Genomic DNA, 13795 nt, shown 5'->3' on the forward strand with positions numbered 1-13795 from the left:
AGAGGGGTCAGAAGGGCGTACTGCCTTGGAGCTCCATGCGCGGCACGGACTCGATCCGGGTCTCCGTCCGCGCCGGCCGGAGCGGCACCCCCGTGATCCGCTCCCATCGCAGGATGATCGTGTCCCAGCCTGCCGTGATCAGCTCGGACTCGTCCGGCGTCGTCGCCATGGCCCAGATGACGTCGCCATGGGCCTGGAGGACCGCTCCGACGAGTTGTCCGTTCGCGTCCCATCGGTGCAGGGTGCCATCGGCGCAGCCGGCGATGACCTCGCCGTCCCCGGTCAGCACGAGCGACCGCACCGGTGAGCCCGTCACCAGCGGGCCGCCGGCCTGCCGCCCGGTGTCGCGGTCCCAGCGGCGCACCGTGCCGTCGATGCCGCCGGAGGCGAACCGCCGCCCGGCGGAGCCCGCCGAGAAGGCCTGGACGGGACCGCTGTGGCCGAGCAGCGGCCCGCCGATCGGTGTGCCGGACGTCCGGTCCCAGCGGCGTACGGTGCCGTCCACCCCGCCCGAGACGATCTCTTCGTCGTCGGGGGTGACGGCGACCGCCTGCACCGTGCCGGTGTGTCCGCGCAGCGGCTCGCCGAGCGGCGCTCCGGTGGACCGTTCCCAGCGGCGGACCGTGCCGTCCTGGGAGGCGGAGACGATCTCGTTGCCGTCGCGGGTACGGGCCAGGGCGAGGACCGGGCCCTCGTGGGCGGCGATCGGCGCGGCCACGGAGAGGCCGGTCGGCCGGTCCCAGCGGCCCACCGTGCCGTCGCTGGACGCGGTGACGACCTCCCGGTCGTCGGGCGTCAGCACCATGCTCCAGATCGTGTGCGGCACCAGGGGCACCGGACCGGCCAGGAGGGTTTCGCGCACCCTGTCCCAGCGGAACAGGCGTCCGGTGGAGTCCGTCGCGACGATCTCCACCGCGTCGGAGGTCACGGCCATCGCCATCGCGTACATGTTCGCCTTCATCCCGACGTCCCCCCGGGCGGTACGGCGCCGTCGAACGCGAGTGCGCTGGACGCCTCGCCCCGGCCGGCCCTCACCCGGCGGCCCACCCACGGGTAGGTCCGGCCGTCCTCGCCGCGCGCCACCACCGGCACCCGGCCGGCCGTCACTCCCGAGCGCGGGACCTCCTCGTCGCGGAAGAACACGCGTTTCGCCTCCGGCTCCAGGATCCGGCCGGCCGCCTTGAGCTGCGGCAGCCGGGTGCCGTCCGGACCGAACCGGGGGATCTGTCCGCGTCGCAGGCACACCGCCGCGGAGGCCGTCGCCAGCGGCACCGGCACCAGCGGGATCCAGTACGCCGGGACCGCCGTGACCAGCCGGTAGGCGAGCGCCGTCGGGTCGGTCGGCGACACCTGCGGATCGTCGTCGGGTGGTTCGTCGCCGCGCGCCCGCGGCCGACCGGTGGCGCTCTGCACCGTCCGCTCGATCGCGAACCCCAGGTTGGCCATCTCGTCGCGGGCGAACAGCACCTCCTCCACGGGGGTGCCCTCCAGGCGCGCCGAGGCGGTCGGCAGCAGCGGAAGCAACGGCGGTCCGGGCGTGCCGTCCTGGGCGTTCGTCAGCCGGAACACCGACCAGTGGCCGTCCTCGACGGGGTCGACGGCCGTCTCGTCCTCGAAGGTGTCGACGACCGTGAGCCCGGCGATCCGGTGCAGCGCGCTCGTCGCCAGCTCCACCGGGATCATCCAGTGGTCGTTGCCGTAGATGTTCGCGAACTCGACGACCAGCAGCCGGGCCAGGTCCGGCACGCCCGCCCCGATGGCGGGCAGATTGACCGTCGTGTCCTCGAACTCCCACCAGCGCTCGGCCGGCATGCCCGGGTACGTGACCCGGGTGGGCAGCACCTCCGCGGGCGTGCCGCCGGCCGGGGCGGGCAGCGGAGTCGTACCGGTGTCGAGGTCGAACTGGTACGGGTCGGCGGTCCCGCCGGGGTACTCGGGCGCCGTCAGCGTGACCGGACGCCCGCCCGGCGCCGCCGTGACCGCGAAGCGGTGCTCCAGCCGTTCCCGTACCCAGCTCGACGCCACCGGCGGCTGGTGACGGGCCCGGAACCAGTCCCGCCACAGCTGTGCCGCCTGGTCGAAGGCGGTCCGCTGGGCGCCGGTGAGCCCCGGCGGGTGCCAGCCGCCGTCCAGGTACCCGGCGAGCGCGACGCCGTCGGGCGCCCGCTCGGCGAGCACGTCGCGCAGGGCCTGCCCGCCCGGGTCGCGCCGCAGTGGATCGTCGTCCGGGTTCGCGGGCGGCCCGGGCAGCGGCGCCTTGGCGAGCACCGCCGCGTCGATCTGGTCCAGGACGGTGTCCGGGAGGCTCTGGGTGCGCAGCGTGTCGAGGAAGCGCCGGCCGGCCCGGGCGGCGGCGCGCAGCGGCAGCCCCTGGAGGGCCTCGCCCGGTGCCGCCCCGGCCTCCGCCAGGTACTCCAGCGGCATGCCCTTCGGCAGGCTGAAGCCCGGCGCGTCGCCGCCCGCGCGGAACGCGTCGAGCGGGGTGCTCTCGGTGCTGATCCGGCACCGGACGGGCGAACCGGTGTCCTCGCCTGCGAACTCCGCCAGCTGCCACTGCCGGGCGAGCAGGAAGAGCGGGTCGGCGACCCGGGCGGCGAGCGCCTCGTCGAGCTGGCCCCCGGTGCCGCTCGGCCGGACCACCGGTTCCACGCGGTGGAACTGGCCGAAGGCCATGACGTCGAACGTCATCAGGACTCCTTCTTGATCAGCTGCGCCATGACCGTGGCCAGATCCGGTCGCATCATCAGGTCCTTCATGTGCACGCTGGGCGCCGTCCCCATCGCCGACTCGGGCAGATAGGCGGCGGGCAGGTAGCGTCCCAGCCAGCCCAGCGCGTCCAGGTCGACCAGGCGCAGCTTCGCCAGGTCGAGCGCCTCGCCGACGGTGTCGGCGAGCGCGTCCGGGGTCCAGGGCTGTCCGACCACTGGCGGCACGGCCAGGAGCACGGCCTGCGGGGCGCGCGCGCCGGGCGCGTCGAAGTGGAAGGTGGCGCCCGCCGTGTGCTGCTGAGCGGGGATCAGGTCCGACCAGGCGTCGACGACGAGGACGGCGGCGCTGCCCGAGGCGAGCGACTGGGCAGGACCGTGCACCACCAGACCGGTGGCCGGTTTCTCCTCGTCGGCGGGGGTGCGCGGGGCGCCCACCCAGCGGTCGTTCGGCGCGAAGGGCATCTGGCCGATGCGCAGGGTGTGGCCGATGCCGGTCGCCGCGGCCCCGGTGTGCAGCAGCAGATCGGCGAGGGCGCCGGTGCCCGCACGGACCGTGCCCATCAGCTCCGCCCAGTCGCCCGGCACGAGCGTGGGATCGCCGCCGCGGTCGAGTCCGGTGCCGAATGAGGCGTCGAGCGTCGCCGGGTCGGCCGGCGTCACCAGGCTCACGGCCCGGAAACCGGATCCGAGGACCGCCTCCAGGACCGCGCTGTCGGCCCGCGGCCCGGCGGGCGTCGCCGCCGCGTCCGCCGCGGCCAGCCGCGTCCGGGCCTCGCGCAGCGCGGCGGCCAGTTGGTCGGCCCGCTCCTCCGTGGTTCCGGCCGGCGGCCCGGTCACCCCGAACGCGGCGAGCTCGTCCAGGTCCTGCGCGGTCACGGCGGCTTGGAGGCCGGCGCGGGCCTGCTCCGCCCGGGCGTGCAGCTCCGGGTCCGCCGCGTCCGGCGGGGCGGTGTACGCGTGGGCCAGGTCGGCCGCGGTGCCGGGCCGGCCGGCCGCGAGCACCCCGGCGACCGCCGTGCCGAGCGCTTCCACCTGGAGGATGTCCAGGGTCGTCCGCGACCAGCCCGCGCCCCGGTCCGTGCGCACTACGGGGAGGGCGTCGGCGGGCACGTTCGGCGGCCGTTGCGGGAGGAGCGCGGTGGTGAGCGCGGCCCGCAGCCGACCCCCGGCGGCGAGCGCCACCACGTCGAGCGCGCAGAACCCGGTGAGCGGCCAGGCGTGCTCGGTGACGGTGGCCACCCCCGGCGCGTCCTCCTGGCCGGGGCGCAGCCAGGCGGCCCGGAGTCTGATCCGGTCGGTGGTGCCCAGCTGGTGCCCGGCCCAGGTGTCGAGCCTCGGCTCGGCCTGCGCCCGTGGCCGGTCGGTCTGCGGTGTGCTGTCCCAGCCCGCCGCACGCGGCGTCCCCTTCGGCACGACGACCAGGACGCGGTGGGCCACCGGGACGCCCCGGCGCGGTGTGTCGAGCACCTGGGGCCGCGGCGGCGGCTGTCCGCCGGCGGCCAGCGACTCCAGGGTGGCGCCGGCCCGGTCCGGGTTGCCCTGGGTCAGCTGGTGGACGCTCTCGGCGAGCAGCAGGTCCCCGACGGCATCGAGGTCGTCGCGCAGGGCCGCGAGGTTCCGCCGGACGGCCTGTTCCTCCGGGCCGGTCATCTGCGGGTCGCCCGAGTTCGCCCGCAGATACGCGATGACCTCGTCCTCGGACACATCGGCGAGCCGCGCGCCGTCCGTGACGTCGTGGGCGCCGATGAACTCCTGGGCCCCCGTGCCCGGGTGCTGCACGCCCTGCACCGACCATTTGGCGCGCAGCGGGGCGACGAACCGGTCGAGGACCAGCGTCGAGCCGGGCGCCTCGCCCTCCTCGTGCAGCCGTCGCTCCAGCCGGTAGCCGAGCAGCGCCCCGAACGGCTGTCCCTGGGCGACGCCGTCGAGGACGGTCATGGCCACCCGCATCCGTCGGGACGAGAGGTCGACCGCGAAGGCGCCGGGGTCGGTGGGGTGTGAGAGGGCGCCGCTGCGCAGGACGGCGGCAGTGGCGGCCTGCGGGAGCGACGGTGCGAGCACCCAGCCCTGGCTGAGCGGGGCGGTGCGCGGCGAGAGGTTCTCCACCCAGCCGTAGGCGCCCAGTTGCACCCCGGTCGGGCGGCGTGCACGCAGCGCGGTGAGCCGGGCGGTGGCCAGGGAACCAATCCAGGCGTCGAGCCGGTGGGAGACCAGATCGAGGCACTCGCCCAGCAGCCGCTCCAGGGGACCGAAGGCGTCCCCCCGAGGGGCCCAGTCGTGCGTCACCCGCCCGGCGAGGTACTGCAGGGCCGCGTCGATCTCCGAGAGCCGGATGCTCCAGGGCCGCTCGGTACCGAGCAGGGTGAGCACGCCCCGGTTCTGCGTCGCCGCCTCGAGGACTTGGCCGGCCATGGCCGTGCGGGCGTCGAGGATGCTCTGGAAGATCGTCGGCGCCGGGGCGGTGGGCTGTCCCGCGTCGGTCGCGGGCCTGACCGTGTGTGCGGGGTGTGCGGGCGCGGGCGGCGTGGCGTGCGGCGCCACGGTCGTGGGCGCGGGCGCGGGCGCGGGCAGCTGCATGATCGTGCCGAGGGTGAAGGGCTTCGCCTTCAGACCGGAAGCGGTGATCGTGGGCAGCAGCTTATCGGGATTGAACAGCACCTGGGCGAAGCGCAGCCGGGCCTGGACCTCCTCCGGGTCCTTGACCCCGGCGGCGGCCCGTCCGTACTCCAGGTTGGCGGTGTGCTTCAGCAGCGCCTCCAGGAGGGTGCCCGCCTCCTGGTTGCCGACGACCAGCTTGAGAGTGTCGAAGCGGGTGACGACGCCGTTCAGGAAGTCCGCGAGCACCGTGACCGGGTCCTGGCCCTCGGGCGGGTTCGGCCGGACGTAGGGCAGCCAGAGCCGGGTTGCCGCGCCGTTGACGTGATGGCTGATCCGCGGCCGGTAGGTGATGCCCAGGGCCTCGTCGAGGGCCCTGGACTGCACGTCCTCCGGGGTGTCGCCCATGCAGAAGCCGGTGGTGGTGAAGTTGAGGCCGGCCAGGCCGAGTCCGATGTCCTTGAAGCAGGCGAGCAGCCCGCCCTGGACGGACCGGACCGACACGGTCTGCGACACCGGGGCCATGCCCAGGGCGCGCAGGACGTCGCGCTCGGGCTTGGGGAGCTGGAGGGTCTCCTCGGGCTGATCGGGGCCGCCGACCCGGGGCAGGGTGTCGACCCCCACCTCCCAGAACGGGCGCAGCACGCCGAGCACGCGGTGCAGTCCCGCGAGGCCCGACGGCTCGAACTCGTCCGCCTGCCACCGCGCGGTGGCCGTGACCGGCAGCAGGCCGTACGGCTGTCTGCCGATCCGCAGCACCGGCAGCGGGCCGCGGGCCCGGACGTGCTCGATGTGGTGGCGGCGCAGCCAGCTCCGGTCGACGGGGAGTTCCGTGGTTCCCTGGTCGCTCTCCAGGAGTTCGTCGAGGTAGAAGTCGCCGGTGGCGCTCCACAGGGCGATCTGCAGGGCACGCGCGTCGGCCTGTTCCGGTTCGTCGGCGCCGGGCAGCGCGGCGAGGGGGCCGGCCGGCACGCCGAGCGCGGCGGCGGTCCGGGCGCTGTTGGCCCAGGGGTCGGGCGCGGCGGCAGGGGTGGCGCCGAGCAGCCGGTCGACGTCGGGCGGCGCGGGCGGCGCGCCCGCGTCGCCGGCGAGGAGGTTGGTGGCCGTGCCCTGCGGTACGAAGGCGGCCTGGCCGTCGCCGTCGCGCCCGGCCAGCAGTTGGGCGAGCCGGTCGGCGGACGCCTCGGGGGTGAGGGTGGCGGACACGCCGAACACGACCACGCGGGTGAGCAGGGGCTCCCGGGTCCGGTCGTATCCCAGGTCGGCGCGCAGCGGCACGGTGACGGCGAGCCCGTTGGCCTCCGCCTCGGTGTACTCCGTCAGCCAGCGCAGCCCCGGGTCGAGGGGCAGCCCGCTCGACGGGGGCACGGCGTCCGGGTCGGGGCCCATCTGCACCACGTCCGGGACCGGTTTGCCCTGCTCCTCGCCGACCAGTACGTCGCCCTGGTAGGCCCGTACGACGAACTGGTCCGGCAGGGTCGAGGCGGTCGCCGCCCGGTTCCAGCCCCGCGCGCGCACCGGTACGGCCGGCCAGTCCGGCTCCGGCACCGGGTCGGTGCCGGGCACCGGTGCCTGCGGCCGGGTGTCCGACAGCGGGGTGAGCAGCCGGACCAGCCACCGGGCCCGCTCGGCGCCGAGCATCCCGGCCAGCTGCCCCCAGGCGGCGAGCCGCAGCCTGGCACGGTCGCCGTCCGCGTTCTCCGTGCGGCCGGCCCGCCACACGGTCCGCCAGTAGCGGCGGCCCTCCTGGACCTCGCCGTCGGTCGGCAGGGGTTCATGGGAGTCGACGTGGATGTCGTCGGGGAAGATGCGGACGAGCAGCGTGTCCCCCGCTGTCCCGTCCGTCGCCGTCCCGTCCGCGCTCTGCCGGTGCGCCCCCTGCCCGTGCGTCCCATGGTGGTGGGCCTTGTGGTCGTACGCCTTGCGGTCGGCGGCTTCCGGCCCGTGCGCCGCAGGCAGGTCCGTCCCACCGCCACCGAGCCGCAGCCTCGTCTCCAGTCGTACGGGCATGAGCACGAGCGGCACGTCGGGGTCGAGCCCGGCGAGGAGCGGGGCGAAGCCCTTCCCGGCGAAGGCACGTACCTCCGCGTCCAGGGCCCGCCGGGCCTTCTCCAGCCGGGTGTAGGCGGCCCGGCGGTCGTCGGCGGTGGCGTGGGCGCCGAGCAGCGCACGGTGCTCCTCGGCCTCGGCCACGGCCCGGCGCAGCGCGCCGAGTTCTGTCATCGGTCGTTCTCCTCGGGATGCAGCAGTCGCTCGGCGGGCAGCACGATCCTGACGGGCTGCTGGAAGCACTGTCGGGCGGTCCCCGCGGCGCTGGTTCCCCACACGAGACCGTTGTAGGCGACGTTGGGACGCACGGTGCCCGGGGCGTAGGCGGCGGCCAGGTACGCCGCCTCCGAGTCGAAGAGGTGGGTCCAGCTGAGGTTGTTCCAGTCGTCGGCCTCGTCGCCCGGGGTGTCCGGCGCCTGGTACGTGCTGCCCCAGCCGTAGGCGGGATCGGGATCGTCGAGCCCGAACCGGGGCTCGGTCGGCTGTTCGGCGATCACGAAGCACCACGGGGACGCCTCGAGTTCGGCCTCGGTGAGGTCGAAGCCCAGCATGGCCGTGTCGGGGTCCAGACCGCCGCGGAAGATCGGATGGCGGGCGTGGTCCTCGTCGGGGTCGGTGCCGTTCAGCGGCGCCGCGTAGATGATCGCCCCGGGGTAGCGGCGCAGCAGCGCGCTGCGCAGAAGCAGCACGACGCGGTCGGGCGGGGCGGTCAGATGTGCCCCCAGCGGCAGGTCGGGCTGCCAGGTGTGCAGCGGCGGCAGATCCGTTCCGTACCCCCAGAACGAGGCGAAGTACGTGCCGCGCTGGTCGGTCGGGTACTCGCGCCAGCGCAGCTCGCGGGCGAACTCGTGGTTGAGGCCGACCATGTACGCCGCGACGAAGGGGGCGTTGGTGAGCGCGAGGACCGCCGTGTCCGCCGGGAGGTGGTCCAGCCCGCCGAACATCCACTCGGTGGACCGGGCCGACAGCGGGGGCCACATGGCGTCGGTGAAGACCGGCGCCCACTGCACCGGGGTCTCCGGGTCTCCGCCGTCCGGCCGGTCCACGCGCGCGCCCACGACCGCGGGCACGGTGACGGCGGGGTCCGTGAGGTCCACGATCGTCTGCTGGGTCTGCTGGGCGGGGAAGGTGTCCCGGTGCGGGACCGGTGGCGCGTCCGAGGGCTTGAGCACCCGGTCGTGCGCCGAGACGACCATGTCCCTCAGGTCCTCGGGCTGGGCGCCGACCACGACGGGGACGGGCAGTTGGTCCTGCTGCCCGGCGAGGACGCCCGGGTCGGTGAAGACGCCGAGGCCGAGCTTCCCGGATTCGCCCCACTGGTCGACGAGGCCCTTGATGACGGAGGTGTCCCAGGGATCCTGTTCCCCTCCCGGGCCGTCGCCGGTCACCTGGAGGGTGCCGAAGCAGTCCGCCCACCACTGGCCGGTGGCGCCGTTCGGGTCCCAGTCCCAGGTGCCCGGGCAGTCGCCCCGGAACGTGCCGTGGCGGGCGGTGGACCGCCAGGTCCCGGTGAAGACGCCGTCGGAGGTGTTGTTGCTCCCGCTCCACGTGCCGGTGCACACGCCGCGCCAGGTTCCGCTCTCCGCATCGGACTCCCACGTCCCGGTGTAGAGCGCGAGCCAGGTGGGGTCGCCGCCGTCCGCACCGGGCTGGATGCTCCAGGTGCCCGCGAAGTCGCCCTTCCAGCTGCCCGAACGGCCGGCCCCCATGTCCCAGTTGCCGTGGCAGGAGCCCTTCCAGTAGCCCGCGGTGCCCCCGTGGGCCACCGAGTCCCACGGCCCGATCCACTGGCCTGTGAAGCTCCCCGGCGTCGTGCCCGGGTCCGGCCGCTCGGTGAACAGGCCGAGACCGGCCGGGCCGGTCCGGCCGCTGGGGAAGACCAGGTCGCCCTCGGGGGTCACCGTGCTCCGGGCCAGGAAGTCCGCGGGGGCCTCGGCCTCGGGCAGGTCCGGGATGCGGAACGCGCGGTTGAGCGCGACGGCGGGCACCGGCGGCGTGGCGGCGAGCTGCTCGGTGGTCACCTGCCGTTTCAGGAAACGCCCGGCCGCGTCGGTGGCGATCTGCTTCCAGGCGTCCGGCGCCCCGTCCGCGGGCGCGAAGACCTTCCGTACGGCGTCCAGCCGCTCGGGGGCCACGACCTGCTCGGGCGCCACGGTGAAGCCCACCGCGCCGTCCGGGTCGCGGGGGGTGACGGCAAGTCCGCTGGGGGACGCGGCGACCGAGGTCAGCACGGTGGCGAACGGCGGCGGCTGCGAGGCGTCCACCGCCCGTCCGGCCGCGAGCCCCGCGGTGAGCGCCACTCGCCGGCTGAGCACCCCCATCGGGCGCACCGTGCGGAAGAAGGAGGTGGTGGCCATGGCGTTGGGGAGCAGGCTCGACCGGATCGACGACCACAGGGTGGTGTCCGCGGTCAGCGGGAGCCGGCTCTGCAGCGGGGTGACCAGGCGCAGCACCTCGTCGGCGGAGAGCGGTCTGACGTGCTTCAGGTGCAGCCGGCCGGCGATCAGCCGGGCGAACCGGCCCAGGTCGATCACCCGGTTCGCGGCCCGGACGTCGGCGAGCTGCCGCCACGCCGAGGCCATGAGGGCTTCCTGGTCGGCCTGGACGGCGCGGGCGCCGAGCCCGGCAGCGACCCGACACCGCGGGTCGAGGTTGAGGGTGTCGAGCCAGCCCTGCGACGTGGGGTCGGCCCGCTTGCGCAGCGCGTGGAAGCCTCCGTACAGCGGGGGCAGGACCTCGGGGTCCTCGTCGCCCGTGCCGTCCGCGATCGGCACGAGCGCGTCGGCGAGCCGCTGCCGCCACTGCGTGCTCTGCGGGCCGACGGGCCAGGGGTCCGGGGCCGGGCCGGCGGGGGCGCGCAGGGCGCTCTCCACCTCCTGGACGACCGGCCCGGGGCCGGTCGCGAAGAGTCCCGGGCGGCTGATGTCGAGCGGTCTGCGGCCCGCGTGCGCGGGCAGCGGGCGGGCTCGCAGCCGGTCGGCCAGCGTCTCGAAGTCGCCGCCCTCGGCGGTGGCGAACGTCCAGGAGAAGTAGACCGGCAGATCGCGCGTCTCCGTCCCGGGGCCCCAGGCGGGTGCCAGACCCGCGCCGTCCAGGGGCTGCCCGAGCCCGGTCAGCCGCCCGGCCTCGAAGGCGGGGACGAGACAGGCGGTGTAGCTGGTGTACGGCAGCAGGCGGCGCGGGGTGAGCAGCCGGGACACGGACCGCCGAGGGTCGGTCTCGTGGCCCGGCAGCGTCTGGGCGTGCGCCCAGAGGTGGAGGGTCGCCGGGTCGGGCAGTTCACTGCCCTCGACGCGCAGGACGGGCAGCGGGACGCCGGGGCTGCGCCGGGGCCGGCCCTTCGACTGCGGCACGCAGACCAGTGCGAGCCAGGGGCGCAGGGCCCCGGTGGGGCCTTGCGCCAGCGGGGTGAACAGCCAGGGCAGTTCGGTCCGTTCGAACTCCACCATCGGAAAGCGGGTGGTCTCCGCGTCCGGTGTGCCCGGCAACGGAAAGAGCCGCACGATCTCCTTGGGGTCGATCGCCCGTACGTCGCCGGGCCCGTACAGCTGCAGCGCCGGGACCGGCACCGGTCGCCCGGGCCTGCCGTTCACCGAGGCGGTGGCCGCCAGCGAGCCGCGTACCGGCGTGGTGCGGACCAGGTCGTCGGGGTCGGCCAGGGAGGCGGCGGCGCCGGCCCGGTCCCAGGACGCGAAGGTGTACGTGGTCATGGCCTCACCTCGTATGCGGGCACGACCTGGTGCAGCGCGGACCGGCCCGACACGGTCCCCAGCTGGGCGGTGGCTTCGGTGAAGGTGGACTTCCGCGGGAACCCGGCGTCCTTGAGGGTGCCGGCCTGGACGATCGCGTACGAGCGGTCCTTGAGGACCGGTTTGTCCGGTGTCGTGATGGGCGGCGCGACATACCGGCCGGCCAGCGCGTGCACGAGGCTGCGGCCCACGGCCCCGAAGGGGAGCGCCGCGGTGAAGGCCGCGTCGCTGATCCGCCACGGGGGTTTGGGGATGCTGACCGGGCCGCCGAGCCACTTGGTCTCGTACTCCACCGGCACGGAGTACCGGGGAGGGGTCACCGCGGGGGCGGGCGGGGTCAGTTCGCTGCCCGAGCAGAGCTGTTCGAAGGCCGGCTGGGTGAGCTTCTCGTCGTCGGTGAGGTCGAAGAAGTCCGCGCGCGCGAAGTCCTCCTCGACCGGCTGCGCGGTGCCCGCCCCGCCGGCGAACGTCACGGCCACGCCGAACGTGGTCGGCTGGGGCAGCCTGCCCGGCCCGTACCGGGCCACCTCGATGCCCAGCGGGACCGTGCGCTGGCTGAACCGGAGCCGGCCGAGCGGATGCAGCAGCCGCCCGTCGGCCTCGTCGTCGGCGCGCAGCGACACCATCGTGCGCGTCCCGTCCGGCAGGACCGGATCCCAGCTGCGCGGGTCGTCCAGCGCCTGCTCCAGGAGCCGGCAGACGTCCGGGGGCGGCGGGAGGGCGGTCTCGCCGGTGCAGTCCCAGCGCTCGTCGAAGGGGAAGCTGACGTCGAAGAAGAGCAGGGACACACTGGCCCGGCCGGCGACGTGCCAGCACGGCGTCGGTCCGTCGACGTGGACGCGCAGTCCGACCGAGCACAGGGTCCGGGAGGCGAAGCGCAGTTCGAAGGAGCCGCCCAGGTCGAGCTGGACGCCGAAGCTGGGCTCCCAGCGCACCAGCGCGTCGAAGGACAGCCGTCCGGTGACACCGGTGCTGCGGGAGCCGATGACGGCGGACAGCTCCGCGCCCGCCTGAACGGTGCCCGGGGTGACGGCGAAGTAGCCGGAGAAGACGACCCGCAGCAGGGGGCTGTTCGCGATCGCGATGGTCAGGCGCTTCGGGGTCGGGAAGCCGGCGGGCGGGGTGAAGCGGGGGTGGAAGCCGCCGGCGCTGAGGATGAAGGTCGCGTCCTGCCCGCTCTTGACGCGCAGCGCGAGACCGCCCTCGACGGAGGCGGTGAGGAGCCGGGAGCCGGCCAGGTCGGCGATGATCTCGATGAGGCCGTTCGCGGCGTCTACGACGCCCGCGACCGAGGCCCGCAGGTCGAGGACCGGTACCTGGGGAGCGGGCAGGGCGACCCGGAGCCGGCCGATGATGCCCACCACGCCGCTGGGCAGTTCGAGCACCACCCCGATGTCGGCGGTGACGAACGAGACCGGGCGGCCCCAGCCGATCCGGAACATCGGGCCGACGACCGTGCTGCCGGGGCGGACGGGGAAGACCGCGCCCAGGGTGGTCAGGATGCGCGGCGCCGCGGCCGCGGGGTCCGCGGGGAACAGCAGGTCGTCGACATGACCGGCCTGGACGGCCTGGGCGAGGCCGGCCTGGTCCAGTGTGCGGCCGATGCCGAGGAGCCCGCCGACGGCGTTGAGGGTGACGGCGAGGCCGAGCTCGATGGGCGGGGTGAACAGGGCGCTCAGCACGACGAGGACCGACACCGGCCGGGTGTCCAGGATCCCGAAGGCCCGCACCTCGACGACGCCCAGGCTGAGCGAGAGCGCGCCCTCGTACCGGCCGTCGTGCACGGCGAGGAACCCGCCGCCCTTGGCCGGGCCGACATCGAGCGTGAGCCCGAAGCCCGTCGGCGCGACGGGGGTCGCCGTGAATCCCCCGCCGCTCAGGCTGATGTCGAGGCCGACGCCGTCGACGGTCGCGTTGCCGAGGCCGAGCAGCGAGGCGCCGAACGACGCGTCGAGCCGGAGCCCGCCGTCCCGGGCGGACACGTACAACGCGGGCGCGCGCAGGACGGACGGCGCCTTGTTCAACGGAATCGCGACGCCCTTGCCGGCGGCGCCGCCTTCGAGCCGCATCCCGTTCTTGTCGAGCCGGACCCCGAGGCTGCCCTGGAGGGCGAGGCCACCGGGGACGAGGAGGCCGAGCAGCGCGTCGCCGGTGAGCGCCAGGCCGATGCCGTCGGCCCGGAAGGTGAGCGAGCAGTCGTCGGGCGTGGCGGAGGGCAGGGAGAGCACGAGTCTGATCCCGTCGCGCACGGCCAGACCGGGTACGAGGGTCAGCGCGCCGGTCAGGTCGAACGAGAGGCCGAGCGTCGGGGGGAGGGTCGTGATGGTCGGCGTCGGCACCGGACCGGGACCCAGGGTGAGGACATCCTGGATGACCAGTTGCCACGTGGGCGGCGACTGCGCGACCGCTGTCCGTAACAGCTCGACGAGCACCGGCCACACGTCCCCGTGGGACGCGGCGTCCGGCAGGGCGAACCGTACGAGCAGCGCGTCCGGGGTCAGGGCGCCGTCGGGAAGGCCGAGCGCCTGCGCGAGACGTTGCCTGCGGGTGGTGTCGTCGGGCAGACCCGCGAGGACGGGGAGGAGCGGATCGAGCCCGGCCCGGAGCTGGGCCGCCAGCTGCGGCAGCGGGGTCGTCATCCGCGGGCCGTGACGATGAGCGTGGGGACGAGGGTGACGTTCATCTGGTCGTCGC

Annotated in this window: 5 protein-coding genes; all 5 read right to left on the reverse strand. The window is 75.1% G+C overall.

Features of this window, described 5'->3' with window-relative positions; all coding sequences use genetic code 11:
* Positions 1 to 7: 7 nt before the first annotated feature.
* Genes ACFYXM_RS32735 through ACFYXM_RS32755 form a run of 5 tightly spaced genes read right to left on the reverse strand, consistent with a single transcriptional unit; the run spans position 8 to position 13740 of the window.
* Complete coding sequence (locus ACFYXM_RS32735) at positions 8 to 961, reverse strand: WD40 repeat domain-containing protein (protein WP_389294905.1); 954 nt, start codon at positions 959 to 961, stop codon at positions 8 to 10.
* Positions 958 to 2688: a hypothetical protein gene (locus tag ACFYXM_RS32740; protein WP_389294907.1), complete on the reverse strand. Its 1731-nt coding sequence runs from the start codon at positions 2686 to 2688 to the stop codon at positions 958 to 960. Before ACFYXM_RS32740 ends, ACFYXM_RS32735 begins: the two co-directional genes overlap by 4 nt.
* Entirely contained in the window at positions 2688 to 7526 is a 4839-nt protein-coding gene (locus ACFYXM_RS32745; RefSeq protein ID WP_389294909.1) for a hypothetical protein, read from the reverse strand. The genes ACFYXM_RS32740 and ACFYXM_RS32745 overlap by 1 nt, the downstream gene beginning before the upstream one ends.
* Complete coding sequence (locus tag ACFYXM_RS32750) at positions 7523 to 11062, reverse strand: hypothetical protein (protein WP_389294911.1); 3540 nt, start codon at positions 11060 to 11062, stop codon at positions 7523 to 7525. Before ACFYXM_RS32750 ends, ACFYXM_RS32745 begins: the two co-directional genes overlap by 4 nt.
* Positions 11059 to 13740, reverse strand: a complete 2682-nt coding sequence (locus tag ACFYXM_RS32755) for a DUF6603 domain-containing protein (protein ID WP_389294912.1) — start codon at positions 13738 to 13740, stop codon at positions 11059 to 11061. The genes ACFYXM_RS32750 and ACFYXM_RS32755 overlap by 4 nt, the downstream gene beginning before the upstream one ends.
* Positions 13741 to 13795: the final 55 nt, after the last annotated feature.

It is taken from the genome of Streptomyces sp. NPDC002476 (genome assembly GCF_042889785.1).
Lineage (GTDB): Bacteria > Actinomycetota > Actinomycetes > Streptomycetales > Streptomycetaceae > Streptomyces.

What these genes read in the sequence shown, in the direction of transcription:
- ACFYXM_RS32740 (WP_389294907.1), bottom strand. Translation starts at nt 2,688, where the DNA reads ATGACGTTCGACGTCATGGCCTTCGGCCAGTTCCACCGCGTGGAACCG.
- ACFYXM_RS32735 (WP_389294905.1), bottom strand. Translation starts at nt 961, where the DNA reads ATGAAGGCGAACATGTACGCGATGGCGATGGCCGTGACCTCCGACGCG.
- ACFYXM_RS32750 (WP_389294911.1), bottom strand. Translation starts at nt 11,062, where the DNA reads ATGACCACGTACACCTTCGCGTCCTGGGACCGGGCCGGCGCCGCCGCC.
- ACFYXM_RS32745 (WP_389294909.1), bottom strand. Translation starts at nt 7,526, where the DNA reads ATGACAGAACTCGGCGCGCTGCGCCGGGCCGTGGCCGAGGCCGAGGAG.
- ACFYXM_RS32755 (WP_389294912.1), bottom strand. Translation starts at nt 13,740, where the DNA reads ATGACGACCCCGCTGCCGCAGCTGGCGGCCCAGCTCCGGGCCGGGCTC.